Annotated in this window: 20 protein-coding genes and 3 pseudogenes; 10 read left to right on the top strand and 13 right to left on the bottom strand. The window is 58.9% G+C overall.

Features of this window, described 5'->3' with window-relative positions; translation table 11 throughout:
- Window positions 1–302 precede the first annotated feature (302 nt).
- The 9 genes from EOC93_RS12575 to EOC93_RS12535 all read right to left on the bottom strand — a co-directional run bounded on the left by EOC93_RS12575 (window position 303) and on the right by EOC93_RS12535 (window position 7,515).
- Window positions 303–1,019: an alpha/beta fold hydrolase gene (locus EOC93_RS12575; RefSeq protein WP_126104971.1), complete on the bottom strand. Its 717-nt coding sequence runs from the start codon at window positions 1,017–1,019 to the stop codon at window positions 303–305.
- 266 nt (window positions 1,020–1,285) lie between these two features.
- Window positions 1,286–1,585, bottom strand: a complete 300-nt coding sequence (locus EOC93_RS12570; protein ID WP_024505235.1) for a ferredoxin family protein — start codon at window positions 1,583–1,585, stop codon at window positions 1,286–1,288.
- A 12-nt stretch (window positions 1,586–1,597) separates the two neighbouring features.
- Window positions 1,598–2,902, bottom strand: coding sequence for an FAD-binding protein (locus EOC93_RS12565; protein WP_127204749.1), 1,305 nt, complete (start codon window positions 2,900–2,902; stop codon window positions 1,598–1,600).
- 10 nt (window positions 2,903–2,912) lie between these two features.
- Window positions 2,913–4,022 (bottom strand): electron transfer flavoprotein subunit alpha/FixB family protein, encoded by a 1,110-nt coding sequence (locus tag EOC93_RS12560; protein ID WP_024505237.1) that lies wholly within the window; start codon window positions 4,020–4,022, stop codon window positions 2,913–2,915.
- A gap of 16 nt (window positions 4,023–4,038) precedes the next feature.
- The gene (locus EOC93_RS12555) at window positions 4,039–4,890 is read right to left on the bottom strand and encodes an electron transfer flavoprotein subunit beta/FixA family protein (RefSeq protein WP_095484276.1); all 852 of its coding nucleotides are present in this window, start codon (window positions 4,888–4,890) and stop codon (window positions 4,039–4,041) included.
- Between the two features lie 186 nt (window positions 4,891–5,076).
- Window positions 5,077–5,454, bottom strand: a complete 378-nt coding sequence (gene nifW / locus EOC93_RS12550) for a nitrogenase stabilizing/protective protein NifW (protein WP_095484277.1) — start codon at window positions 5,452–5,454, stop codon at window positions 5,077–5,079.
- 181 nt (window positions 5,455–5,635) lie between these two features.
- The gene (nifS, locus tag EOC93_RS12545) at window positions 5,636–6,847 is read right to left on the bottom strand and encodes a cysteine desulfurase NifS (protein WP_126104973.1); all 1,212 of its coding nucleotides are present in this window, start codon (window positions 6,845–6,847) and stop codon (window positions 5,636–5,638) included.
- Between the two features lie 12 nt (window positions 6,848–6,859).
- Window positions 6,860–7,177: a hypothetical protein gene (locus EOC93_RS12540; RefSeq protein WP_126038026.1), complete on the bottom strand. Its 318-nt coding sequence runs from the start codon at window positions 7,175–7,177 to the stop codon at window positions 6,860–6,862.
- Window positions 7,178–7,194: 17 nt separating this feature from the next.
- Window positions 7,195–7,515: an iron-sulfur cluster assembly accessory protein gene (locus EOC93_RS12535; RefSeq protein ID WP_029356570.1), complete on the bottom strand. Its 321-nt coding sequence runs from the start codon at window positions 7,513–7,515 to the stop codon at window positions 7,195–7,197.
- Between the two features lie 586 nt (window positions 7,516–8,101).
- Here EOC93_RS12535 and EOC93_RS12530 point away from each other — a divergent pair.
- Window positions 8,102–9,133: pseudogene (locus EOC93_RS12530) on the top strand (hemin-degrading factor); the annotation flags it as partial.
- Window positions 9,134–9,397: 264 nt separating this feature from the next.
- On the opposite strand, the gene EOC93_RS12525 reads toward EOC93_RS12530, so the two are convergent.
- A complete protein-coding gene (locus EOC93_RS12525) occupies window positions 9,398–10,630 on the bottom strand; it encodes an MFS transporter (RefSeq protein WP_095484281.1) in 1,233 nt (410 codons plus the stop codon).
- A gap of 1,486 nt (window positions 10,631–12,116) precedes the next feature.
- Here EOC93_RS12525 and EOC93_RS12520 point away from each other — a divergent pair.
- From EOC93_RS12520 to EOC93_RS12500, 6 genes and pseudogenes are all read left to right on the top strand, one after another.
- Entirely contained in the window at window positions 12,117–13,295 is a 1,179-nt protein-coding gene (locus EOC93_RS12520) for a cytochrome P450 (RefSeq protein ID WP_164759124.1), read from the top strand.
- Window positions 13,296–13,324: 29 nt separating this feature from the next.
- Window positions 13,325–13,447: pseudogene (locus EOC93_RS34760) on the top strand (ferredoxin); the annotation flags it as partial.
- Window positions 13,448–13,585: 138 nt separating this feature from the next.
- Window positions 13,586–14,173: a nuclear transport factor 2 family protein gene (locus EOC93_RS12515; protein ID WP_050580531.1), complete on the top strand. Its 588-nt coding sequence runs from the start codon at window positions 13,586–13,588 to the stop codon at window positions 14,171–14,173.
- A gap of 148 nt (window positions 14,174–14,321) precedes the next feature.
- Window positions 14,322–15,923 carry an SDR family oxidoreductase gene (locus tag EOC93_RS12510; RefSeq protein ID WP_127204748.1) on the top strand — a complete coding sequence of 534 codons (1,602 nt, stop codon included), beginning with the start codon at window positions 14,322–14,324 and terminating at the stop codon, window positions 15,921–15,923.
- 137 nt (window positions 15,924–16,060) lie between these two features.
- On the top strand, window positions 16,061–17,113 hold the full coding sequence (locus EOC93_RS12505; protein ID WP_126104978.1) for an LLM class flavin-dependent oxidoreductase: 1,053 nt from the start codon (window positions 16,061–16,063) through the stop codon (window positions 17,111–17,113).
- A complete protein-coding gene (locus tag EOC93_RS12500; protein WP_029356557.1) occupies window positions 17,100–17,726 on the top strand; it encodes a nitrogen fixation protein NifQ in 627 nt (208 codons plus the stop codon). The genes EOC93_RS12505 and EOC93_RS12500 overlap by 14 nt, the downstream gene beginning before the upstream one ends.
- Here the strand turns inward: EOC93_RS12500 and rpoN are convergent.
- A complete protein-coding gene (gene rpoN / locus EOC93_RS12495) occupies window positions 17,723–19,156 on the bottom strand; it encodes an RNA polymerase factor sigma-54 (RefSeq protein WP_127204747.1) in 1,434 nt (477 codons plus the stop codon). The genes EOC93_RS12500 and rpoN overlap by 4 nt on opposite strands.
- 68 nt (window positions 19,157–19,224) lie before the next feature.
- A complete protein-coding gene (locus EOC93_RS12490; RefSeq protein ID WP_126104981.1) occupies window positions 19,225–19,758 on the bottom strand; it encodes a peroxiredoxin in 534 nt (177 codons plus the stop codon).
- A 1,174-nt stretch (window positions 19,759–20,932) separates the two neighbouring features.
- On the opposite strand from EOC93_RS12490, the gene EOC93_RS12485 reads away from it, so the two are divergent.
- From EOC93_RS12485 to EOC93_RS12475, 3 genes are all read left to right on the top strand, one after another.
- A complete protein-coding gene (locus EOC93_RS12485; RefSeq protein ID WP_206437555.1) occupies window positions 20,933–21,244 on the top strand; it encodes a hypothetical protein in 312 nt (103 codons plus the stop codon).
- 825 nt (window positions 21,245–22,069) lie between these two features.
- Window positions 22,070–23,200, top strand: a complete 1,131-nt coding sequence (hisC, locus tag EOC93_RS12480) for a histidinol-phosphate transaminase (RefSeq protein WP_126104982.1) — start codon at window positions 22,070–22,072, stop codon at window positions 23,198–23,200.
- Between the two features lie 78 nt (window positions 23,201–23,278).
- Window positions 23,279–24,313 (top strand): LLM class flavin-dependent oxidoreductase, encoded by a 1,035-nt coding sequence (locus EOC93_RS12475; RefSeq protein ID WP_126104983.1) that lies wholly within the window; start codon window positions 23,279–23,281, stop codon window positions 24,311–24,313.
- A 77-nt stretch (window positions 24,314–24,390) separates the two neighbouring features.
- Here the strand turns inward: EOC93_RS12475 and EOC93_RS12470 are convergent.
- Window positions 24,391–24,709: pseudogene (locus EOC93_RS12470) on the bottom strand (transposase); the annotation flags it as partial.
- Between the last annotated feature and the right edge of the window lie 132 nt (window positions 24,710–24,841).

Genomic DNA, 24,841 nt, shown 5'->3' with positions numbered 1-24,841 from the left:
GTTTCGAGGTGATCAACGGCGCTGTTAGTCGACGGCATTGGTCGATGGACGACAAGGGACGGAGTCATCGCCGAGACCCTGGAGCCGAACGCGGTGATCTCGGAGGTTGCTCGGCGCTACGGGCTGCGGCCGCGGCGGAACGCTCGCAAGCTTGCTACGTCCGCAGGACAGGCCACTCCCGCCTTTGTTCCGGCGGTGGTTTCGGTGGCGCCACCGGAACGACCCGTTGGGCCTACATCCGTGCACCAGAACTCAAGGCCGCGGCCTGAGAATCGGCCGCCGCTCACCCTTTACTTGGGTCCTCAGCCGACAGCGCTAAGAAGGAGAGCAACTTCCGTCGGTGCGAGGATCATTGCGTCGTGGCCAGTGGCGAGTTCCTGCCACGCCCAGCCATCCTGCTTCGCGACCCATTCTCGCGCTCCCGCCATCGGCGGGTGGAGTGGATTAGTGCAGACGACATAGGTTCGGGGCCTGCCGTTGCCGAGCGGGTGCACGAGCTTAAGTCCGCTTTCGTAGGTGCCTGCCGGATGCGGTGTTATCCGGCGCCGCACCCAGTCCGTGAGCGAGTGTCCCTCGGGAATGCCGAATGCTGTTGGCGGCGGAGTCGGCATGAAGATACCCCGTCCTTCCTCCGCAACCAATTTTCGACGGGCGGCGACGATGTCGGGGGGCATGGTGCTGAATACACTTTGACCGCTCTCGACGATGGCGCCGTCGAGATAAACGAGATGGCTGATATGGTCGGGTATCCGGTCGGCGGCGCCGGTGATGCTGATGCCGCCTAGACTGTGACCGACAAGGATCACATCGCTCAGCTCTTCCGTCACAATGTGGTTGACGATGTCGGTCACGAATGTGTCGGGCGTGATGTCCTTGCACAGCAAATGTGCGCGTTCGCCGACACCTGTCTGGGTCGGCGTGGTCACGTGGTATCCCATCTTGCGAAGATTGGCGGCCACGTCCCGCCAACACCATCCGCCATGCCAGGCACCATGCACTAGCACATACGTCTTTGTCATGGGTTGTGCCGTTCCACTTGCTCACCGGCCGTTGTGGCTGCCATCCGGCACGATGGCCGGACGTTGTCCCAAAGGGGCTCGACCACGTGACCGGTGGTAAGTCCGGCGCACAGGGCACCGCCGTGGCCTGAGGACACCGCTAACGAGTCGAGGAAATTTGAATTGCGAAAGGCCAATATTCACTAGCTCTTTGCAAGTGGATGGAGAGGCTCATGGTGTGCCGCAGTTGCTCGCTGCCGGCATGCTCTTGGCACGGTCCCGGCTGATCATCCGAACTTGAACAGGACACCAAAGCCGCCGCGCGGATAGTTCCACTCGATGTCGCCGCCTTTCTCGCACAATATCCGGCAGGTGCCGCATTCCATGCAGCCGTCGGCGGTGATCTCGACTTGACCCTTGTCATTCAACTCATAGCATTTCGCTGGACAGACGTAGGTCAACGCAAGCAAGTTCGCGCTTGGCTTGTCGTGCGGTCGCACTATAATATGGGGGCGGCCGGAATCGACCAGATAGCGGTTCTGGTAAAGCTTGTCCTCGACACGAACCTTCGTCACTGCGATCGTCATCTTGTACCCTCTTCAGCGCCATGCCAATGCCAGGCGGACCGCGTCGCTGACCAACCCCCAGCGCGAGCGCGCGTTGATGAAGGCGGCCGTGGTGTTCTTTTCCTTCTCGATCTTCGGCGTGCCGTCGACACGCATGAAGTTCTGAGCGGCATGCGACATCAACCGCGGATAGCTGTCAAAAAAGTTGCTGGAATTGGTGTGGAGTAAGGCTGGCATGTCCTTGTATTTCTTAAGATCCTTGATCACAAAGGAGTCATCCAGCATCGTCTTGTAGAGCGCAAGGTTCGCTTTGGTCATAGGACCGTTGCGGCTTTTGACTTTGACGATCGCCTCAGCCGCGACACGACCCGAGGTCATGGCAAGGTTCGAACCCTCACGGTGAATGGCATTGTTCAGTTGCGCTGCGTCGCCGACGATGACCCAACCGTCGCCGAAGAGCTGCGGAATGGCCCTGTAACCACCTTCGGGGATAAGATGGGCGGCATATTCTTTCACCTCCGAGCCAGCGATCAGCGGCCGGATCGAAGGATGGTTTTTCATCGCATCTAGGAGGGCGGACGGGCTCTCCATCGTCGCGGCGAAATCCGAGACCAGGCAGCCGATGCCGAGTGAAATCGACTCCTTGTTGGTGTAAAGGAAGCCGAGCCCGGCCATGCTGCGAGAGATCGTGCCCACGGCCTCGATTACGCAGCCTTCATCGCCCTTGACACCGAACCGCTGGCCAATGACCTCTTCGGGCAAGAAATGCATTTCCTTGACGGCAAGCGCCACGGTCTCCGGCTTCGGCATCTCGCGCAGGCCTGCGCGAGTGCCAAGCAATCCCGACACCCCTTCTGCGAGAACGACCACATTCGCGAAGACCACTCCGCCAGCCCGGTCTGTGCGGACGCCGATCACCTTGCCATTGCCATCACGGACGAGTTCCGTCGCGGTCGTCTCACACAGGACCGTCGCGCCAGCCTCGCGCACCTTGCGGGAAAACCATTTGTCGAACTGGGCGCGGATGATCGTGTAGCGGTTGGGTTTCGCCTCATTGAAGTCGTCCGACCGGTAATGAATTCCGGTGTGAGACGTGTCGTCCATCACCCAAAGTCGCTGTTCGACCAGGTGCCGCTCGAGGGGCGCATCATCCCGGAAGTCCGGGATGATCTTCTCCAGCATGTTCGCGTACATTATGGCACCCTGGACGTTCTTAGAGCCCGGATATTCCCCGCGCTCCAACTGCAGTACCTTCAGCCCCTGGCTTGCCAAAGTGTAAGCAGCTGCGTTTCCGGACATGCCGGCTCCGACCACAATGGCATCGAATTGTTCAATCATGTCCTCTCCCTCAACTCGCAAGCTTGTCTCGACTGTGCGGCGACAGCCGCCGGGTGAAGGCTTCCGTCAGTGCGGGCAGGAAGCGGATTGCATCCGTGACGATCCCGAGGTGGGCGAACTCGAAAATCGGCGCGTTCGGATCGGTGTTGATCGCGACGATGAGATCGGCCCCCTCGACCCCAACTCGGTGCTGGATGGCGCCGGAAATTCCGGCCGCGATGTAAAGCTTCGGTCGAATGGTCTTGCCAGTTTGGCCAATCTGCCGATCAGCCGGCATCCAGCCCTTCTGGACCAAGGGGCGCGAACAGCCATGCTCGGCGCCGATCGCTCGGGCAAGATTCTTCACAAGCTGAAGGTTCTCCGCCGCGCCGAGACCGAGGCCTCCCGCAACCACGACATCCGCATAGGCAAGATTTGCCATTGCCGACTGGTTATCCGGCAGGAAGCCGAGGACTTTGGTGACGATATCGTCCTCAACGAGCGACAGCTTGTGCCGCATGACACGCCCGACCGGCTTATCCACCCGCTGCGGCATAGGCATGACCCTTGGTCGCACCGTCGCCATTTGCGGCCGGTAGTTTAGTGTATAGATCGTACACAACAACGAGCCACCAAAAGTCGGACGGGTCGCGGCGAGTGAACCGTCGGAATCTACATCAAGTTCTGTGCAGTCGGCCGTGAGCCCCGTCTGCAGGGTCGTCGCTACCGAGCCCGCAAGATCCCTGCCCAGTGTGGTCGCGCCGAGAAGGAGGATTTCGGGTTTATGGGTATTGACCAGATCCGTGAGCGCCTTGGCGAACGGCTCGTTCCGGTAGTCGGCGAGCGGCGGCGCATCGACGATGTAGACAAGATCCGCCCCGTAAGCGAAGGCCTCGGCAACAGCGTCCTCGACCATCTCGCCCGGCGGTCCCAGCACGACGCCCGCGAGCTGGACTTCAAGCTTGTCGGCTAATTTGCGGCCTTCACCCAGCAGTTCGAATGATACAGGATGCACATTGCCGCGTTCGAGCTCGAGGAAGACCCACACGTGCCGGTAGTCTTTGAAACGGTCGGGAAGTTCTTTCTTTACACCGGCACGGCCGGGGGCAATGCGAGGGGTAGTTTGGCTTGCGGTCGACATTTTCTGCTCCTGGCCGTCACGTGCCGCTGTTGAAGGCCAGCTCATGTTCCAGCGCCGGCCGGCGGGTTAAGATATCGGCGATGAGTTCATCGGCTATGTCCTGCAAGCCCCTTTCCGCGGTGTCGATCTGCGCCGCGCTTTCTGCCCGTGCGGTGGGGGCGAAAACACGCTTGACGACTGTCGGCGAGCCACGCAGACCGCACCGGGTGAGATCGTCAATGCCGGCGTCGGCTGCAGTCCACTTCACGACTTGGCTTCGCGCCGCGCAAAGAGCCTGCTGGAGCGAGCCCCGGCGGATTTCGTTGGTGTCTTCCAGCATGGTAATGAGGCAAGGGAGTCTGCTCTTCAGCAACTGGGTGCCGCCTTCGGCGCGACGCGCGACTTCGATCTCGCGCGTTTTGAGATCGATGGAGGCAATCTTCGCGACATAGGTAAGTTGCGATAGATCCAGGCGCTTGGCTATGCCGGGTCCGACCTGGGCGGTATCGCCGTCAATCGTCTGCTTGCCGGTGAAGACGATGTCCGGCCTGCCGAAAGTCTCCCCAATTTTTGCGATTGCTTGCGAAAGAGCAAAGGAGGTCGCCAGCGTATCGGATCCGGCAAAATAGCGGTCCGTCAAGAGAACTGCTCGGTCAGCACCGTAACCGAGCGCCTTTCGCAGCGAGTCCTCCGCCATGGGCGGACCCATTGTGAGCACAGTAACCTCGCCACCATGAACGTCGCGCAGTTTGAGCGCTTCTTCGAGGGCGAACAGGTCGTAAGGATTGATGATGGTCGGCACACCCTGACGCATGATCGTGTTCGTCACCGGGTGGACGCGGATCTGTGCCGAATCCGGCACCTGCTTGATGCAGATTACGATGTGCATTGGCGATTTCTCTAAGCTCCCAGTCCGGATGCGTGCTTGGCGGTTCACCTCATGCCTGCATCGTTCATGCCAAGTCTTCTTCCTGCCTCTATTCCAGAAGGTGGCTTCGTTTGCTTCCGAGGAGCGTCATGAGGACTGGATTTGTCGACTTCTCGACATTGTCGCGTCGCAGCCGTGTCGGGCTCATTACTTTCCGAACCGCTTCAGTGCAGAGTCGAGCGGGACGAAGGCGCGGCCAGGTGCGGGACATATGTTTGGATCGTGGTCCCTTAGCACCTTGAACACACGTTGCGTGAGCGGCGAGGAAGTCGCGAAATCTTCGTAGGCGCGTTCCAGCTTGGCGCGCACCCGCGCGGCGATTACCTGGTCAGGCAGACCGGAGAAATCTTCTTCGGCAAGGTATTGGCCCACGCGCTTCATGATATGGAGCCGCGAGACATTCATCACTTTCGGGTCGTAGGAGACGCCAAGGCAGGCGAAGAAGTCCTCCGCAGCCGACAGGCCTTTCAGTCGCGCCAGGATATCGGTGCGATCGATCGGGCGGCTGTCAGCGGAGCAGTTCATTGTATTCTCCCGGCGCGAAATTGTGGTGTCGATGCGTTGGTGACATTGCTGACGGCGTGCCGACCCCTGACACGGCGGCTGGGGCAAGAGACTTGGTGATCTCAAGCTTTTCTGAAGTGGTGAAGGCGACCCCGGGTTTGACCGCTCTCCATTGCGCAGGGTCGTCACGTTGAGGAAGACCTCACGGCTCGTCGGCTATTGTGCCGCTCGGACCCGGGCCGGAATGAAGCTGTTCTGCACCTCGCCCGCACAGTCCAGCACTGGGAAGGGCCCTTAGCTTCTCGGTGATCGCAGGCAGGACCTCAAGCACGCGGTCTACGTCATCTTCGCCGTTGTCACGCGAAAAGGAGAAGCGGACTGCCCCACATGCCGCGTTCATAGCGATCAGAACATGGCTCGGTTCCAGTGAGCCAGAGGCACAGGCGGACCCGGCGGAACAGGCGATTCCCAGCCGGCTCAGGACAATTGGGATTGCATCGCCTTCGATACCTTCGAATCCAATGTTTGCAGTGTTTGGCAATCGCTCTTGCGGATCGCCGTTGATGGATGTGTTTGGGATGCGCTGGATGATCCCGTTCTCAAGGCGGTCGCGCAACCATTTTATTCGTTTTGTCTCGTCCATGAATTTCAAGGCGAGTTCGGCCGCCATGCCCAGTCCGACTATGCCGGGTGTGTTTTCAGTGCCTGCACGCCGGTCGCGCTCTTGGTGCCCACCCTTGATCATGGAGGAGAAGCGCACGCCACGTCTTACATAAAGCGCGCCTATCCCCTTTGGACCATGCAGCTTGTGGGCGGAGAGCGACAGCATGTCGATCGCGGTCGATTTCAGCTCAATCGGAAGCCTTCCGACCGCCTGCACTGCATCAGTGTGGAAAAGCGCGCCGACTTCCCTGGCTAGATCGGCAAGCTTAACCACGGGAAAGATCGTACCGGTCTCATTGTTCGCCCACATTATCGAGACGATTGCCACTTGTGGGGTGAGGGCGGTTCTGTAGGCGTCCAGGTCGAGCCGGCCGTGGTGATCGACTGGGATAATGTGCACCTTGACGCCGCGCGTCTTTTCAAGGTGCGCGCACAACTTCAGAACGGCCGGATGTTCAACCGCGGAAGTCACTATTTCCGTTCGGTCGGGCATCACCTCCAGCGCCGAAAGGATGGCTGTACTGTCGCTTTCAGTCCCGCCCGAGGTGAAGATGATCTCGTCCTCGAATCCCGCGCCGATGAGGGCTTGCAACTGTTGCCTCGCCTTTCTCACGGCTTCAGCAACCGATGCGCCATAGGCGTGCATGGACGAATGATTGCCAAATTGCTCCGTAAAGAAAGGCAACATCGCTCCAACGACTGCAGGATCAACCCGCGTCGTTGCGTTGTTGTCGAGATAGACAGGGCTCATGGGAGTGATCCTTCAACTGCTGAAATGATTCAAGGGTAGGCGGGCCATTGAACCTCTGGCGCATATCGTATCTGGCAAGGTGGGCGGCCGGGCGAGCGATGGCTTGGCTGACCGGTCGCTGTCGACATTGCCCTTTGGTGGCGGCATCCGCCGGGAATTCAGCTGTTTCGGGCAATTTTGTTTGCTTGCCCACGGCAACGATCGATGATCGCGATTTCGCGCATCACCGAACGCAATTGTTCCGGGCCGACAGTGCGTGTCGGCCGGTTCCAGAGCGCCGGCGGTTACCGGTTCGACGCAGTATTCCTTGGCGTCGCTATAGTCGAACATAGCCTGTTCCCTCGCAATCATTTGCAGGACTTGCCGCAGCCGCACGTCTCACGCGCATTAGGGTTATCGAAAACAAAGCCGGATGTTTCGAGCCCAGTGACGAAGTCCACGGTCATGCCGGCGGCATGGGGTTGGGAGCCTCTATCCATGAACACCTTGAGCCCATCTCGCTCGATGATCGCATCGCCCTCACGTGAGACGCTCTCCAGGCCCATTGAGTATTGGAAGCCGGCGCAGCCGCCGGCATGGACCATGATGCGAAATCCTTCCGCCGGCTCGCTGGCGCGGTAAAGAGCGGCCTTGATGGCGGCAACAGCGTTGTCGGTGAGCGTAATCATGGCTCGATTTCTCCTCGGTCCGACGTTTTCGCGGATCATCTCGCATGGACCGTGCCAAAGGGAAGACGTGTCAAAAACCGTAGGACATCCCGACGTCTCTTATGCTCGATTGCTGGGGAGACGTCCGACAACCGACACTTACTGTCGGGTTTGTCGCGTCCGCGTCACAGGAAGGGCGCCTGAGTTCGCGATGCACTCACGCGTAAAGCAATGAACAGAGCCAAAGATGTTCAGAGCTTGCCGCGGAGCAACTGGCACGATTTTTGTGAAGCCTTCGTTGCGGCGGCAAAATTGCCGGCCGATTCACCTTTGGGTTGCCCTCGCAATCGAAGAACGAAGGAAAGCAATATGATCCATCAGACCCGCCTTGAGTGGGAAAGCAGCACCGCCGGTGGTACCCGAATGCTCGATCGGCCGATTGGCGCCGACCACCCAACAATCGCTCTCTACCGGCGATTGGCCGCTGACCGCCCGGAGACAGGATTCGACTGGCATGTGCCTGACGATCGATCGCGTCCGCCGTGCACACCCCTGAGGCCCGTTTTTCGATCGATCGTCAAAAGAAGAACGGGGCGGGGGTAAAAACATGGATCAGCGCAAGAAGCGGTCGCCCAACGAAATCCGGCGTGCGTGGGAAGTCTGTCCGAACATTCCCGCGCGTGATTTCGCCGCCCAATTGGCCATTTCGGAAGCGGAACTGGTCGCGGCCCATTGCGGTTTCGGCGCGGCACGCATCGACCCGCGCGTCAATCACCTTCTGACGGGCCTCGAATTCGTGGGCGAAGTGACGGCGCTGACCCGCAATCAAGGTGCCGTGCACGAAAAGATTGGCGTCTTCAACAGAGTGATAACCGGCAACAATCACGCCATGGTCCTTGGTGACGAATTCGACCTTCGCGTCTTCCCGCAGGCTTGGAGGTATGGTTTCGCTGTTGAAAGGCGCCATCGCGGCGGAATCCAGCGCAGTTTGCAATTCTTCGACGCCACCGGCGCAGCAGTGCATAAGGTGCATCTCAGGCCGGTCTCCAACCTTCATGCCTATCGAAAGCTGGTGGCCGAGCTCGTATCCGCCAACCAGGAGCCGACCATGTCGCTTAAGGCGAGAGTAGCCGACCTGGGCGCGAGGACTGCGGACTGGGCCGGCACGGTGGACGACCTACGCGAGCACTGGAGCCGGCTGACTGACGTCAACCTTCTAAAGACGCTCAAGCTCAGCCGCTGCCAGGCTTTGCGCATGGTCGGCCAGGATTACGCTTGGCTGCTCGACAATGCCGCAGTTGGCGCCGTGCTCCAGCGTGCGGCCGAAGACGAATTGCCGATCATGTGCTTCGTCGGCAACCGAGGTTCTATCCAGACCCATTCCGGCTTAATCAAGTCGGTCAAGCAGATCGGGCCGTGCATCTATGTGCTGGACGAAACGTTCCGGCTGCATCTCAGGACCCACCAAATCCGTGAGGTTTGGGCCGTGCGCAAGCCGACCAATGACAGTCACGTCACCTCGCTCGAAGCATATGGGTCCGACGGCAAGATTATCATCCAGTTGTTCGGTGCGCGCAAGGAAGGCGAACGCGAGCGCGACGACTGGCGGGTTCTGGCGGAAAACCTGCCTCGTTTCCCCGACAGCTACATGAGAAAAGACCGATCGTCGTCGGTGGGACGCCGGCGCCCATCTGCCTCCGCAGCCAGTAGCCGGGCATTGAAGCCGAGATCGGGGACACGATGACGCAATAAGCGCGCTGTATTATCGCAACGCGATGAGCAGGAAGCAATTTGGCGCTGCCCCATCGACCGCATGGTTACGACGAAGCCGCGGCCTTTGGGCCGAGCTCAGAGGTGACAATAGCGTGAACGCCGCCGACCGTCGTCACTCCCCACCAGGCGGTCAGGTTTTGCGGTTCGGGCCGAGCAAAAATACTGTCAAGACAGCGAGGAACGTAGCAACCGCGCTGTAGACAAAGACACTGGCAATACCCGTGTGATCCACCAATAGGCCACCGAAAGTTGTGCCGGCTGCGATGGCCACTTGGAAGGTTATGACCATCAGTACACCAGCGCTCTCGGCCTGTTTCGGAGCGGCGCGTAGCACCATCCATGTCTGCAATCCGACCGGGACCGCGCCAAAAGCAAAGCCCCATACGGCAACTGCAATTGCCGAGGTCAAGGCCGATGCTCCCATAGTCAGGAGCGAGACAGCGGCTACGGCAATGAGCAGGGGCGGCAGGGCCGCGACCGCCTTGAGACTGTGTTTGGTGAGGAATGCGCCGGCTAAATTGCCGAAGACGCCGGCCGTGCCAAAAGCAAGGAACACGAGCGGGATCGACTTCTTGTCGAGCGCAGGAACGCTCTCGAGAAAGGCGCGGATGTAGGCGAAGCTGGCAAAATGGCCGGAAGCGACCAATAGCACGACTAGCACCGCAACCTTCATCGCCGGATTCTTCGCGACATCCAGCGGACTGCGGAATCTGCGCACTTCGATCGGAGGCAGTGGCGGAATGGTTACGAGTTGCACGAGCAGCGCAACGGCACTCACGATTGCGGCGACCTTGAACGAGGCTCGCCATCCCCAAATGTCACCGACATAAGCGCCGATTGGAGCCGCGCAGACGGAGGCGACAGAAACGCCGGTGAGGATGATCGACATGGCGCGCGGCATGAGGTGACTTGGAACCAGCCGCATCGCCAACGCTGCCGAAATTGACCAAAAACCACCAAGCGATATGCCAAGGACGACGCGTGCCGCCAGCAAAACCGGCAGCGACCCCGCAACCTCCGCCAGAACGTTCGACAGGATCAGCAGGAGCGTCATCGCCCAGATGACGACCCTGCGGTCCAGACGCTTTGTCACGATGGCGATTATCGGTGCCGAGATCGCCGCGACGATTGCGGTCGCTGTTAGCGCCTGTCCAGCCGTGCCCGTGGTGATACGGAGATCATGCGCGAGCGGTGTCAGAACGCTGGCGGGCAGAAACTCTGCCGTCACAAGGCCGAAGGTGCCGAAGGAAAGCGAAATGATGGCACCCCATGCAGGGCCAGAACGTTGATAGGGACTTTCTGGGTCAAGCCGATCTCGGTCGAACAAAGCCGCGTCCACTAAATCTGTCGCCGATTCGGTCATGAATGAGTTCTCCGGCTAGGAGCTGTTGCAGCAGGGGTGGCTACATCGCCGGGGATCAAAGCCGCGAGACCTTCCGGCGGCGGCCAGTCGGCATCAGTCGAGGCCTCGGCGCCCGACGCATCCGAGGCCTCATCGGAGGGCCGACGGACCCAACCGTCGACAATGCGGGAGAGTTCTCGGCGCGGTCGCATCGATCGCCTTCGTCGAAGTGCGGCCTGTCCACTGCGAACCAAGCAAGCCGAACGCGGTGTCCTCGATCGAGGCCTTGATTGGGGGATGATCGACGATCTCTATATTGCTTTGAAGCAGGAAGTTCCGTCGCCATATGTGGTTATCCTGGCAGCCAGAATTGAGCGGTTGTCGCAAGCACCAAGGCGGTCGCAATGAGTGCAACGAGGCGGAAGTCTGATCGATGGCTGCGGTTCGATGCCGCGCGATCGACAAAATTGAGGTGATGAGTTATCCCTTTTGAAGCCGTTGCTCCCAATTTTGGGATAAGGTAATTGCAGGCGGTCCCAGCAACGTCGGGCGGCCTTTTTGGTGATCGAATTCATGGGACTACACTCTTGGTCCGTGACGCATCTGCGAATGACTGCGCAAGTTCCGTGCCTTCAACGACAAATCTGGCTCTGCTGAGCGGGTGGTGGAGGCACGAGCGTGGGCTATCCCAAGAGCTTGCCGCAAGGTTGTTCGAAGTTGAGGTGCCGGATAGACCGCAAACATGTCGGGCGGCCTGGGGTTCGCCAACACGAAGATGCGCAAGTTCAAAAGGACGAGCTGAACCCTTGCCGATATCCGTCCGAGGCTGATCTGGAGAAGGTCAAGAACTGCGTCTTGAAGGCTTCCGCCGCACCGGCAAATGCGAAGCCAAGGTGCTGGGCAAGATGGACAGGCCATCCAATCCGTCGACTGGACGCTCATTAACGGCGTCGGTGTGGCTCTGTAGCTGGCGAGAAAAACGCCCTGCTGAAAGACAAAAGCTCGTCTGGCCGGCTCTGAAGGACGGCCAGTGAGGCAGGCGAGGAGGGGCTATAGCCCATTCGTGTAGACTGATCTTGTCCCACGGAGGCGGCTAACCACCCCGCCAGACATCATCGAGGGGAGCGCCACTAGGCTTACCCCAAGTGTTGGTCATTTCCACCTGGGTGACCTCGGCCAAGTCACCAAGCCGCTTAGCGCAAGCTTTCGAACTGGATGCTCCCCGGGCACATGATCGGCTAGCGATCCCACCAGTTGAGTTGCTCCAAGTCGGTGTCTAGCTTTCTACATTCTGTGTCCGACGCTGGACAAGAATGTTGCAATCCCGACCAGCAAGTCAGCGCAGGCGCCACCTGCTGCCCAGCAAACAGCAAGGATTATCGAAAGACGAATTCGGCACGGAGCTTGCACCAACGATTGCATGCAAATGCCGACAGCATCTCATGAACGGTCTCTCGATTCTGGCGCGGTTAAATCGCGGCCGGTTCCAGATCATGTCCCGCCCGAAATGGTGAGGGACTTCAGCCTGTTTACGTCGCCCGGCATGTTGCCGACCGCTAACGGGGATCCGCATGCAGCGGTTGCTTGCGTTCATGCCGGGCCTCCGATCTTTTATTCAACCAGCAACACGCGCGACGGTCGGGGTACCTGGGTCATCACTCGCGCGAGCGACCAGCGCCGGGTGCTGCAGGACACCGAAACGTTTTCCAGCCATCGCAGCATCTTCGCCTCTGTGCTCGGCGAGAGCTGGCCGATGATCCCGCTTGAGCTCGATCCGCCATTCCACGGTGTTTTTCGCTCACTGCTCAATCCGCTGCTTTCGCCAAAGCGGGTAATGGCATTGGAGCCGGCTGTCCGGGAACGAGCGATCAAGCTGATCGACAGGATCGCCGCATCAGGCACGAGCTGCGACATCATGAAGGATTTTGCAGTTCCGTTCGCGGTCAATATCTTCCTTCGCTTTATTGGGCTTTCGGACAACGGACTAGAAACATTTGTCGGCTGGGCTAGAGATCTGCTCCACGGCGATAAGGAGCAACGACCACCCGCAGCCCGGACGATCGTGGCCTTCATCGACGAACTTGCCACCGAGCGCCGCAAGGAGCCGGTCGATGATTTCATGACCTTCATCGTGAAGGCAAAGGTCGAGGGTCGTCTGCTCAGTGACGAAGAAGTCCGTGGCATCGGCGTGCTTGTGTTCGTCGCGGGACTCGACACGGTCTCAGCAGCCATATGCTTCGACTTGGCCCATCTCGCGCGCAACCCCAAAGATCAGGAATTGCTACGAAGCGAACCGGACCGGATTGCCGTCGCTGCGGAAGAATTGCTGCGCGCCTATTCGACCATTCAGATGATCCGAGTGGCAACGAAGGATGTCGACTTCAAAGGCGCGCCGATCCGCAAGGGAGACTATGTTTCCTGTGCCACGATGATTGCCAATCGTGACCCGGCGGAATTCGAATGCCCGAATGAGATCGATCTGGCGCGCGAGGACAACCGGCACGCTGCCTTTGGCTATGGTCCCCATCGTTGTCTTGGCTCACACCTTGCCCGGCGGGAGATTGTCATTGGCCTGGAGGAGTGGCTGGCGCGCATCCCAGCCTTTCGGATCAAGACAGGGACTGAACCTATCACCTTCGGCGGCCATGTGTTCGGGATCGAGAATCTGATCCTGGACTGGTCCTGAAGTTTCAGCCAACGACATTGGAGTTCGCTATGCGTGTCGTCGTACATAAAGCCAGATGCCAGGGTCATGCGCGCTGCTGGGCGCGGGCGCCGAGAGTCTTCAAGCTTGATGACGCCGGCTACATCTTGCCCGGTGATATTGATGTTGCCGATGGGGAGCAACTGCTTGCCTCAAAAGGGGTACGAGCCTGCCCCGAACAAGCTCTGGAAGTTGACGAGCCCCCCGCTAACTCAGTTGTAGAGAGAGACACACGCAAAGTGCAGACTGGCATCGGGAAGGACAAAACAATCATACAATTCGCGACAGACCCTGTCGACCACGCGAAAATTACCGAACTGCGTGACCGAGAGGCGATCCGCAACTGCCTGTATCGGTACTGCCGCGGGATAGACCGCGCCGATGAGGCGGCGCTGCGTAGCGCATACTGGCCCGAAGCGTATGACAGGCACGGTCCCTATTGCGGACCGGCAGAGGACTTCATCCAATTTGCTCTCGGTCTGCCGGGGCACCGTAACATCCATCAAATCACGAACAGCCTGATCGACTTCATCAGTTCAGCAGAGGCCGCGGTCGAGAGCTATTTCACCGCGCTGCAACGCGGACCGGATACAGACCAAGAAATACGTCAGACGCTGCTTTGCGGCCGTTACTGCGATCTGTTTCAGAAGAGGCAGGACGAGTGGCGAATTGCGGAACGGACAGTCGTCTACGATTGGGTTGAGGAGCAAATCCCGCCAGCGATTCTTGAGGCAGATAGGTTCGGCCGGCGACAGCCGATTGGAGCACCACATCCAGACGATCCCATCTACCAGTTGCTCAAGGGTCACATCCCCACCGACCAAGATGGCGTCGAGGGGCCCCAACTGGGAGCTGCATAAGTGGGTAGAAATGGAGGATGAGCGCCTTACGGGAACGACATCTGTGTGGGGCCGCAACTGGCGGTCACTGCAACGATTTGGCTCGACCCTTCATTCCGCCCAAGGTTGATGGGCTGAGATCACAAGCGGTCATCGTGGAGAAGCTCTCGTGAAACTGGCAGCACGCACCGTAATCATCACAGGCGCTGCGGGCGGGATCGGCCGTGCCCTGGTCGATATCCTTGCCGCGGACGGAGACACTGTAGTTGCGGTGGACCTTCCGGGCAGTGGTGTGGTTGAACTGGCTCGGGATCTCGGGTCGCCGCACGTCGGTCTGGAGTGCGATGTGTCGCGAGAGAAGGACATGCTCTCACTTTTCGGCCAGGTCGAAGCACGGTTCGCGCAAATCGATGTCCTCATCAACAATGCGGCGGTTGGACCCACGATGGATAGGATCATCGACACCGCTGTCGATACCTTCCGACGCGGCGTGACAGTGAACCTTATTGGGCCATTCGTTATGGCCAGGGAAGCGGCGCGGCGAATGAGGCCGGGCGGTGCGATCGTCAATGTGGCTTCGATGGCGGGCGTGGTCGGCAATCCCAGGCGCAACGCCTACGCAGCCTCGAAAGCTGGCGTGATCTCGTTGACAAAGTCCCTTGCATGCGAGTGGGCTATGCGAGGAATCCGCGTCACGGCGGTGGCGCCGGGCTCCGTCCGCACCCCAATGGTCACAGAGCTGGCACGCGCTGGCAAAATGGACCTCGCGGCGATACGCCGCCGCGTGCCGATGGGGCGCTTGGCTCGCCCCGACGAGATCGCCAGGGTCGTGCGTTTTCTGAGCAGCACGCAGGCGCGCTACATCACCGGCTCGGTGCTGGCAGTCGACGGAGGCTGGATGTCATTCAACCAGCCGGGGGATGCTCACCCGCCGGTGGATGGTGCGCTCCAAGCCGAGCTCTCCTGTCCGGCCGAATGCACAGATGCGCGAATCGTGCTCGTCACCGGTGGCGCAAAAAGCATTGGCGCGGCCGTCGCTCGCCGCTTTGCCGCGAACGGCGACACCGTCGTGATTGCTGATAAAGATGGCACTGCAGCGGCAGAGCTGGCTACATCGCTCCCCGGCAAGCATCTGGCGAAATCGCTGGACGTGGCCGTCGAGAGCGATGTGGTGTCGGTGTTCGAAGAACTGAGGGGACGCTTCGGGTATATCGATGTTCTGGTCAATAGTGCTGATACCGCCGACAGGATTGTGCCTGCGATCGAGCAACTGTCGAAACAGCTCGAACACGTCCTGGATGTCAACCTTACCGGCGCTTTCACCTGCGCGCGCGAAGCGATCAAGGCTATGCGCCGGGGCGGCGTGATCCTCAATCTCGGGTCGATCGACAGCTTTCTGCCGTTCGCGCCGCGCCATGCCTACGGCGCCTCCAAGGCGGGGATGGATATGCTGACCCGTTGCATGGCGGCCGAACTCGGGCCGGTCGGAATTCGGACAGCCACCGTCGCTCCTGGCCACATCCGCACGCCCGCACTTGCTCAGTTGGCCAAAGCCGGCCGCATCGACCTGGCAGCAATCGGACGACGCATCCCCATGGGCAGGATGGGACGGCCAGAAGACGTCGCAGATGCATCGTTCTTCCTTGCTTCGTCTGACGCCTCATACATCAACGGCTCGATCCTCTACGTGGACGGCGGCTGGACCTCGTTCGGTGATGCGGGAAACGCCAGCGAACTCTATGACGAATGTTTTGCGGAGGCCGCAGGTTAATTGCCAGGCCTTCGCAGGCGACCGGCCGAGCATTATGAAGCCTCGGCTCCACGACGCACCCGAGGTGCTTGAGATCCAAGCATGTGCATGCCGAGCACATTCCCGGTCGGCTGACGTGTCTATAACGAGGAGAAATCATGGAATTTGCCACTTTCATTCTGGCCGCCCAGCGTGGCTATCACCAATCCTCAGAAAGCGTCATCCGCAACTCCATCGAACAGGCCGTCGCTTCGGAGCAGGCTGGGTTCAACACCGCGTGGTTTGCTGAGCACCACTTCAACAATTACAGCCTCATACCATCCCCGCTGATGATGGTGGCGCACTGCGCCGGCTTGACAAGCACGATTCGCCTGGGCACTGCCGTCTGCGTGCTGCCGCTTTACCAACCGCAGCGCCTGCTGTCCGAGATCGGCTTCGCCGACATCGTTGCGAACGGCCGTCTCGAGCTCGGCGTAGGCTTGGGATACCAGCAGTTCGAGTTCGAACGGTTCGGCGTGGACATCAATGAGGCGCCGGCCGTCTTTTCGGAATACCTGGACATCATTCTCAAGGGCCTCAACCAAAACGTCTTCGAACACGACGGCCAGTATGAGAAGATCCCCCCAACAGCGATTTCGGTCCGCACAGTCCAGCAGCCGACGCCGCCTATCTGGATCGCTGGCGGAGCCGCACGGATGGCTCGGGCCTACCGCGAGGGGCACAATTTTTTTGTCACAGCCTTCCACGACGGCTTAGAGACTTTGACCACACTGCGTGAATCAGTCGAGAGGGCGGCGGCATCCGAGGAAAAGAACGTCACCGACGTCAAGATATCGCTGCTGCGCTGCTGCTATGCCAGCCACGACGAGTTGGAGATCAACAGCTATCTCGACAATGCCCGCTTCCAGCGCCGGCTTTCTGAAGCCCTGCATCAGCGCCGCCAACAGAGCCACGATGGCTACCTGCTGCAGGAGACACCGACCCAGCAGGATCTGTCCTTCGAGACCATGCGCAAAAATTTGCCGATTGGCAGCGTAAATCGCGTGATTGATCGCCTGCTGGAAGAGATCGATATCTTGAAACCGGACCAGATCGCAGTTCAGACTCAATTGGGCGACTTCGACCAAAAGACGATGCTGCGCCAGATCGAGCTCTGGGGCGACAAGATCATCCCTGCGGTCAACAAGGCGCTTTGTCATGCCGGAAGCTGAAGCCGGCCGTTACGATGATGGCTGCCTATCCAGCGCGCAATGGCGTGGGTCCGAGCTAGGGAGGAGCTTCGATCAGCATGTGCTGCCCTGCGTACATTCACGTTCGCTTGAGGAGGTCCAGGCGGGCGAGGTGTTGGCGACGGAGGGGACAGGCCTTTCGTCTGTCGAATTGCGTGATGTCTTGGCCGCAACTTTCCCGTCTACCTCCAGCAGCGTATTCGCTTTGGAGGAGTTGAGCGAGCCCGAGCCGGAACTGGAAGAGGAGCTGCTACGCCGGCTGCTGCTAGCGCATGCTGCGCCGGCCGACCCGGCGAGCGGCCGCTTGGCCAAGATCATCGCCCGGCGTGCGATGCGCACGGACCATCTTTGGCGGGATCTTGGCCTCTCAAATCGCGCTGAGCTCAGCCGCCTGCTTGCCAGACATTTTCCCGCGCTGGCGGCAGGCAACACAGAAAACATGAAATGGAAAAAGTACTTTTACCGCAAGCTGTGTGAGGCCGAAGGCTTTTCGTCATGCACTGCACCCAGTTGTCGGGAATGCCAGGACTTCGAAAGCTGCTTCGGCCCGGAGGAAGTTGAGAGTCGCCTCTCGCCGACCAGGAATGCCGGTTAGTCACTTCGCTTGATCGCAGCTGCGGACAAACGCTTATCGCGGCGCCGTCGTATGGAGGAAGGGATGTTCATCGCCTCGCGATATTTGGTGACGGTACGGCGAGCGACATCGATGCCGGTCTCCTTGAGTTGAGCAACGATGTCTTCGTCGGAATGTACCTTGTCGAGCGATTCTTCGGCTATGATTGCCTTGATCCGATGGCGGACAGCTTTGGCGGAGTGCGCGTCGCCGCCCTCGCAGGATGCGATTGGCGCAGCGAAAAAATACTTCAGCTCGAACACCCCGCGCGGAGTCAACATGTACCTGTTCGAAGTCACCCGGCTTACCGTCGACTCGTGCATGCCGATCTCGTCAGCGACATTTTTGAGACAGAGAGGCCGCAGATGGGCGGCGCCGTGTGTAAAAAAGGCATCCTGCTGGCGCACGATTTCGATCGCAACCTTAAGGATCGTCTTAGCGCGCTGCTTGAGACTGCTGATCAGCCAGTTCCCTTTTTCCTGGCAATGGTCGAGAAACGCTTTGCCTTCCGGATTTTGCTTGGTCAGCTGCGAGATTTCGGCGACATAGGTGTGGTTGATCAACACTTTGGGCAGCGTGGCCGGATCAAGCTCCACCCGCCATCCACCTTCGGACTTGGGCATTACCCAGACGTCCGGTACGATGGTTTCCGGCGTCCCGGACTGGAACCGGTCTCCAGGCTTGGGATCGAGCGCGCGGATTTCGTTCCTCATGTCGAGGAGATCCTCCTCGTCGACTCCGCAACGCTGCTTCAATCCCTGAAAATCCCCCCGTGCAAGCATCTCGAGATTGGCGACCAAAGCTGCCATAGCCGGGTCGAACCGGTCTTGCTGGCGCAGCTGAATCTCCAGGCATTCGCTGAGAGTTCGCGCAAAAATGCCCGGCGGATCAAATTGCTGCAAGATTCCGATGACCCGTTCCACATCAGCTTGCCGAACGTTTAACCTCCTGGCCAGATCGAAAAGGTTTACCTGAAGATAGCCAGTGTCCTCCAGATGGGCGGCGAGCTGTCCGGCAATCAGCCGCTCCTGGGGGGTGAACGGGGTGAGGGCGACCTGGCGGGCGACATGGTCGTGCAATGTTTCGGTGTGGGCGGTAAACTCCTCGACGGCAGGTCGATCGTTGCCGCTACTGCGTTGCGACTTCCATTGCCCGCGCCCGCCAGACGGCCCGCCAATGGGCGATTCGCCGATTTCGCTTCTGCTTTGACTGCTCCGCTGATCCACCCCTGACAGCGGCGAATCGTCGTCAAACGGGTCAGGCTTCAAAACGGGGTTCTTCTCGAGTGCCTGCTGCACGAGCTGATGGAGTTCAGTATGCGTCAATCGCAGCAAGCGAATAGCTTCAATGGCTTGAGGCGATAAGACCATACGTTGCTTCTGGCGTTGAACCAGGCTTGCTGAGAGATGCATGTTGAACCGTAATCTGCCGAGGAGGCTCTAGTGTGTGCTTGGGTTGTGTGAGACTTTCCACTTCTGGGTCATGCCGCCGCCTTCAATTTGTCGAGAACGTTTTGCGGGGATGAAACGCCATAGGGGTCCGTCTCGCAGTTGTCACAGAAGCCTTCCTCCTCGAACCACTGCTCCACCACGCCATCGTCGATCAGAGCGGCGTATCGCCAGGAGCGCATGCCAAAGCCCAGATTGTCCTTCGCGACCAGCATGCCCATTTTGCGCGTGAACTCGCCCGACCCGTCTGGGATCAGCTCGATCTTCTGCAGCCCCAAGGACTTTCCCCACGCATTCATGACGAAAGCATCGTTGACCGAGACGCAGTAGATCGCGTCAATTCGCAGTTCCAGAAATTGATCATAGAGTTTTTCGAAATCGGGCAGTTGGAAGGTCGAGCAGGTCGGGGTGAAGGCGCCAGGCAGCGAGAACAGGATGACGCGCTTGCCCCCGAAATAATCGTCGGAGGTCTTGTTCTCCCACCGATAAGGATTTGGCCCCCCGATCGACTCATCGCGAACACGCGTGCGAAAGGTCACGAGAGGAACGTTCTTTCTATAGGTCATTGATTTGCTCTCAGGCCAAAGTGGTACGGTGCATTTTTCGGTTAAACTGAAGCGGCATCGACTTCGGTCGACAGTTCCGGCAGCCTCGCGCCTTGGCGTGGTTGCCTCGGACCGGTCTTGTGCAAGACCGCCCCCGAGCAGGCACGTTTAACGGCGACGAGCTTCCGCGGAGACGGGGAATTTTGCTCGCGTGCTTTATCGAGCTTTGAGAGGTAGGCATGGTCTGCAACCGTGATTTTGACTGCGTTCTATCGACCGAGTCGCAAGCGCCATGCCAATTGACCCGATGCCTTGGGTTCACTTCGGTTTTTGCAGCAACTTTCGTGTTGTGCAGTAATGCCGGTCGATATTATTGCTCAAGCAGCACTGGAAATTGGGTGCGACTCCGTTCGGCAAACCCGGCCTTTGTCCGAAGCCGGACACGAATGTCGCAAATAGCCAAACGCCAGGATCTGGGGCGGGTTAAGAAACGTTGCCGTGGGCACCGGCTTCAGCACAATTGCGCCACGCGAGCATGGCTCCCAGCGTCAATGCCGTGCAGCAGCGAGACGAGGTCACTGCAGAATATCAACCTCTGCGAAGTCGTTGAAACCCAGCATGTGCGAGCCGTTCGAGGCGCAGATCAAGGCATGCTCGAGGAAGAGCTCGTGCTCTCGGCAGCAAGTGTTGCGACGTCTGACAAGGATCGTCGCGCTTCAAGGAAAAGAACCTGAATGGTGCACGGCTTGTGAAGGCCGGCGCATGGAAATGGCTGGGCTGATCATCCTCCATGAGGGTTGAATGAAGAGCTGGCCCCTATCTCCCTCAGCTGCAACGGGGGGAAATAGGGCATGTCCGTCTATCGCGCTGGGTAACATTCCTCGGTGAGGCGATAAGGGGGAGCAATTTCTCATTTCGGCAGACACGACCCAGCTCTCCTTTCATGCGCTGATTCCCCCAAGGGAAATCGCGACTCCAGGCTTCCTATGCAGCGAATCGCGGTGCTGTCCGATGTCCGACAATGTCGGATGCGGATCGTAGCTGGGCTAGATCCGTCACTTTGCCTCGATGGTTTCCCACTGGCCTTATATCTGCTTCGCCCCAAATGCGGCGACATAACCTGTGCGGCATCTGTGAATGGATCGACTTCAATCGAGACCTCGGAGGTCCCGATGCGCGAAGGGAGCTTGCCGATATGACGGCCACCATAGCGAACCACGGTCCGGACGACGAGGGGACTTGGATCGGCGGGCCTGCGGCGCTGGGACACCACCGCCTGGCAATCATCGATATCCAGGGCGGCCGTCAGCCGAGGATGCTCCAGGAGGATGGCCGACCTGACTTGGTGCTCGTCTACACGGGTGAGACTTACAACTACCGCGAGCTGCGTCAACAGCTGGCCGGCCTAGTCCATCGCATGAACACGAGCAGTGACACCGAGGTGGTGCTGCACCGCCCCCGCGAGTGGGGCTCTTCGGCGGGTACACTTTTTTCACGAAATCCGTGAATGTTTCTCGCGACATCATCCCGCAATCGGTGGTGCAGCGGGTGAAGAGCCCGTATCCGGCTATCCAGAATGCCGCCTACGACAAAATACTACGTACGCGGTTCACTGTGATGCTGGACGACCTAGTGCCGGCAGTGGCACCGCTGTTGTCCGTCGACAGGTCCCGCGCTTGCTCGGTGCGACCAACAACCTTAAGCGCTAGGGCGTAACCTGACCCTGCAAGATCTCCTCACCGACTATAAGGTGCGCCTCACGATCTGAGACGATGGGACAGGATGGCTAAGGAGGTGCGCCGTCTTGCATGCCCCGCCAGCGAGGCGAACCCTCTTGGCTACGCGCGCCACCAGCGACGCTCCATATCGTCAGGCCTGCGTCTCATGCTCAGATGAGCCGGTATTTGGCTCTCTCATCAGCAAACCGAGAGAGCCCATGCCAAGACGGAAGCAAGCAAGACGAACGAGCGTCAGAGATATCCTGCGCCTGACCCATAAACAGGGCAGTCCGGTGGGCCAGGTGGCAGAGCAACTGAGGTTCGGCAAGACTTCGGCTTCCACCTATCTGCGGGCGCTGGAGACGGGCTGTCGTGCAGGCCCTGCATGCGGCTTTGAGGACGATGCGATGTTGAAACACCGTCTGTTGCGCCGAATCGGCCGTCGGCCACACGTTGGGTCGTCATCAGGTTCTCGACAGCTTCCCGGTGTCAAATCCAAACCGTGGTCGGCGATCCGTGGGAAGGCAGCGCTGATATAGCCGAACGTCGATCAAGTCACGATCAACGATTGCCTCATGTCACATGCCCTGCGGGACTGAAAAACGGAGAAGAACATGTGCGATGCAAAACTGAAGACCGTGCTTTCGCTTTTTTCGCCGGTGGCCAGCAAATTAGATGCTCTCTCGTCCAACGGACCAGCGACGGATGCAAATTGCGTTAAGCTAAATACGAACGAGAACCCGTTTCCGTTGCCGAAGAGCGTAATGCAAAGTGCAATTGCTGCGATCGAACACCAGTATCTTTATCCGGAAGACGACAATCTCAGCTTAAGGGCAGCTGCCTCCGATGCTTACGGATTTTCCAAAGATCAGGTGATTGCCGGCAACGGTTCGTCGGAGCTGCTCGGACTCATCTACAGAGCTTTCCTCGCCCCAGGAGATAGAGTGGCAATGCTGTCGCCCGGATTTTCGTTCAACCGTAAACTTGCCATGTTGCAGGGTGCCGAGTTTCTCGAAATCGCATCGAGCGAAGCTCATCCCCTGCCGATAGAAAAACTGCTGTCCGGCCCCGCAAAAGACGCGAAGTTCATTCTGTTGGCTAATCCGAACAATCCGACCGGAACATTCGTGCCGGTGGCCGAAATCGAACGCCTTGTGGAGCAAGCAGATCGCTTGATCGTCTTGGATGAGGCCTACGTTGACTTCGCACCCGACCATGCCCTGCGCCTCGTCAATAGACATCCGAATCTTTTGATCTTGAGGACTTTTTCAAAGAGCTATGCTGCCGCTGGCGTGCGAGTCGGCTTCGGTTTCGGTCACCCAGAAATCATTGGCAGGCTGCGCAACATCCAGAATGTCTTCAACATGAACGTGATCGGGCAGGCGGTCGGGAAAAGCATTCTTGCGCATCGCCACGCCTACGAAGAGAACCACAGGCACATCAAGCATGAACGACAGCGAGTGACCCTGGCGCTGTTGCAACTTGGCTTTTCCGTAACACCCTCCCACGCAAACTTTTTGCTGGCCCGTGTGCCGGCGGGACAGGAGGGCTCATGCTGGCAAGCCGCGTTGAAAGAGCAGGCGATCCTCATCGCCAGCTTTCCTGACGTAGATTTGAAGAACTGTATTCGCGTCAGCATTGGCACCACAGAGCAGATGGACAAATTCCTTGCTGCCGCCAAACGAGTCTGTATGAACTTTAAGAAGAAACGCGGTGTGCACAAGCATGAAGTCAATTCACATTAAGCATCAAGTAATAGGTGTCGATCTGTCGAAAGCTATGATGTTAGTGAATAAATAACAGGTAATTTGGAGAACAATTAATTGAAGAAAATTTCCGCTTCGGGCCTGACCTTCGGCATCTTCGATCATCTGGACGAAAACGGCGATGACATCGCACAACAATATGCAGATCGGCTGAGCCTAGCAGAAGCGTGCGATGGCTATGGCTTTTATGCGTATCATCTCGCCGAGCACCACTGTACGCCGCATGGCAGAGGTCCATCACCGAATTTGTTCTTAGCGAGCGTCGCCCAGCGAACCCGCAGTCTTCGTGTTGGTCCCATGGTAATGCTACTTGCGCTCTATCATCCGCTGCGTGCCTTCGAGGAGATCTGCATGCTTGATCAGTTGAGCGGCGGCAGGCTTGAACTCGGCATAGGGCGCGGCTCTGCTCCCACAGAATTGGGATACTTCGGGGTTGCTGTAGAAGCAGCACCAGAACAGTATGCGGAGGCCAGCGAGATTCTCATCAATGCGATGAAAGGCGGGACGCTTTCTTATCAGGGCCGCCACTTTGAGTTGAAAGACGTTCCGCTGACGTTGAGACCTCACCAATATCCCCATCCGCCGACATGGATCGCCACCAATCGACCCGAGCCGGCTAGCTGGGCCGCCGCAAATGGGGCAAACATCGCCTGCGTCGGACCTTCCACTTCTGTTCGCAGCGTTACCGACGCGTTCCGCGCCGCCCGAATTCACGATGCTGACATTGGCCAGCAAGCGCCATTTCTTGGATTGCTCCGAATGGTGGTGATAGAGCGTTCTGAAACAGATGCGTATTTGCTCGCAGCACCTGCCTATGAACGATGGCTCAAGAGCTTCAAATTTCTATACGAACTAAATGCCATTCCCACTCCACCAAACTTGCCTCTGAACTTCGATGCAGCAATTGAAAGTGAATTGTGCGTCGTGGGAACGGCAGCTTCTGTCCGAAAAGCTCTCCTTGATCAGTTGGAAGAGGCAGGTGCTAATTATCTTCTGTGTCAACTGGCATTTGGGGATTTGCCGCTGGATGCGTCCCTATACACCGCATCGACCATTCGATCCGAAATCATGGCTCGAGTTGGCGCATCGTGAAATCCGTTGCGTGATTGGAGGAGCAGCGGCAGCGCTGCTCCTCATTCCGAAACGGTTGTGGGGGCCGAACTCTTGTGTCAGGCGTAAACCACTAGAGCACGTCCTGTTTGATCCAGTTCATATCCTGCGGCTTTGAAGTAGTTGGCACATTCGGCTGGGGTGAAGAGGTCGACGACCGCGCCGACGCGTCTCATAGAGCCTTGATGGTTCTCTCGGCTTTGCTCGCAGCAGCGCCTTAAGTTTGGCGAAGGCGTTCTCAATCGGATTGAAGTCGGGACTGTAGGGCGGCAGGTAGAGCAGGCTCGCGCCTGCGGCCTCAATCGCGTCGCGCACGCCGGCGGCCTTGTGGGCGGGCTGGTTGCCCATGACGACTACGTCGCCCCGCGACAATGTCGGTGAAGGCCGTGGTCTTCCAGTGGCATGTGGCACGCCGGCGGTCGGCGGGGTGTGCCGCCCCACAAATAGAACATCAATTGTCGTGCCAACCGCGCAAGCGAAGGCCAGAAAGCCAACCTGTGTTTCTACGGC

This window comes from Mesorhizobium sp. M6A.T.Ce.TU.002.03.1.1 (genome assembly GCF_003997275.1).
Lineage (GTDB): Bacteria > Pseudomonadota > Alphaproteobacteria > Rhizobiales > Rhizobiaceae > Mesorhizobium > Mesorhizobium mediterraneum.
Note: the sequence above shows the minus strand (reverse complement) of the source record. Positions and strands in the feature narration are given on the sequence as shown.

What these genes read in the sequence shown, in the direction of transcription:
- nifS (WP_126104973.1), bottom strand. Translation starts at nt 6,847, where the DNA reads ATGAGCCCTGTCTATCTCGACAACAACGCAACGACGCGGGTTGATCCT.
- EOC93_RS12490 (WP_126104981.1), bottom strand. Translation starts at nt 19,758, where the DNA reads ATGACCTATAGAAAGAACGTTCCTCTCGTGACCTTTCGCACGCGTGTT.
- EOC93_RS12575 (WP_126104971.1), bottom strand. Translation starts at nt 1,019, where the DNA reads ATGACAAAGACGTATGTGCTAGTGCATGGTGCCTGGCATGGCGGATGG.
- EOC93_RS12565 (WP_127204749.1), bottom strand. Translation starts at nt 2,902, where the DNA reads ATGATTGAACAATTCGATGCCATTGTGGTCGGAGCCGGCATGTCCGGA.
- EOC93_RS12560 (WP_024505237.1), bottom strand. Translation starts at nt 4,022, where the DNA reads ATGTCGACCGCAAGCCAAACTACCCCTCGCATTGCCCCCGGCCGTGCC.
- EOC93_RS12540 (WP_126038026.1), bottom strand. Translation starts at nt 7,177, where the DNA reads ATGTTCGACTATAGCGACGCCAAGGAATACTGCGTCGAACCGGTAACC.
- EOC93_RS12555 (WP_095484276.1), bottom strand. Translation starts at nt 4,890, where the DNA reads ATGCACATCGTAATCTGCATCAAGCAGGTGCCGGATTCGGCACAGATC.
- rpoN (WP_127204747.1), bottom strand. Translation starts at nt 19,156, where the DNA reads ATGCATCTCTCAGCAAGCCTGGTTCAACGCCAGAAGCAACGTATGGTC.
- EOC93_RS12525 (WP_095484281.1), bottom strand. Translation starts at nt 10,630, where the DNA reads ATGACCGAATCGGCGACAGATTTAGTGGACGCGGCTTTGTTCGACCGA.
- hisC (WP_126104982.1), top strand. Translation starts at nt 22,070, where the DNA reads ATGTGCGATGCAAAACTGAAGACCGTGCTTTCGCTTTTTTCGCCGGTG.
- nifW (WP_095484277.1), bottom strand. Translation starts at nt 5,454, where the DNA reads ATGAACTGCTCCGCTGACAGCCGCCCGATCGATCGCACCGATATCCTG.
- EOC93_RS12520 (WP_164759124.1), top strand. Translation starts at nt 12,117, where the DNA reads ATGGTGAGGGACTTCAGCCTGTTTACGTCGCCCGGCATGTTGCCGACC.
- EOC93_RS12505 (WP_126104978.1), top strand. Translation starts at nt 16,061, where the DNA reads ATGGAATTTGCCACTTTCATTCTGGCCGCCCAGCGTGGCTATCACCAA.
- EOC93_RS12485 (WP_206437555.1), top strand. Translation starts at nt 20,933, where the DNA reads ATGACGGCCACCATAGCGAACCACGGTCCGGACGACGAGGGGACTTGG.
- EOC93_RS12535 (WP_029356570.1), bottom strand. Translation starts at nt 7,515, where the DNA reads ATGATTACGCTCACCGACAACGCTGTTGCCGCCATCAAGGCCGCTCTT.
- EOC93_RS12570 (WP_024505235.1), bottom strand. Translation starts at nt 1,585, where the DNA reads ATGACGATCGCAGTGACGAAGGTTCGTGTCGAGGACAAGCTTTACCAG.
- EOC93_RS12500 (WP_029356557.1), top strand. Translation starts at nt 17,100, where the DNA reads ATGCCGGAAGCTGAAGCCGGCCGTTACGATGATGGCTGCCTATCCAGC.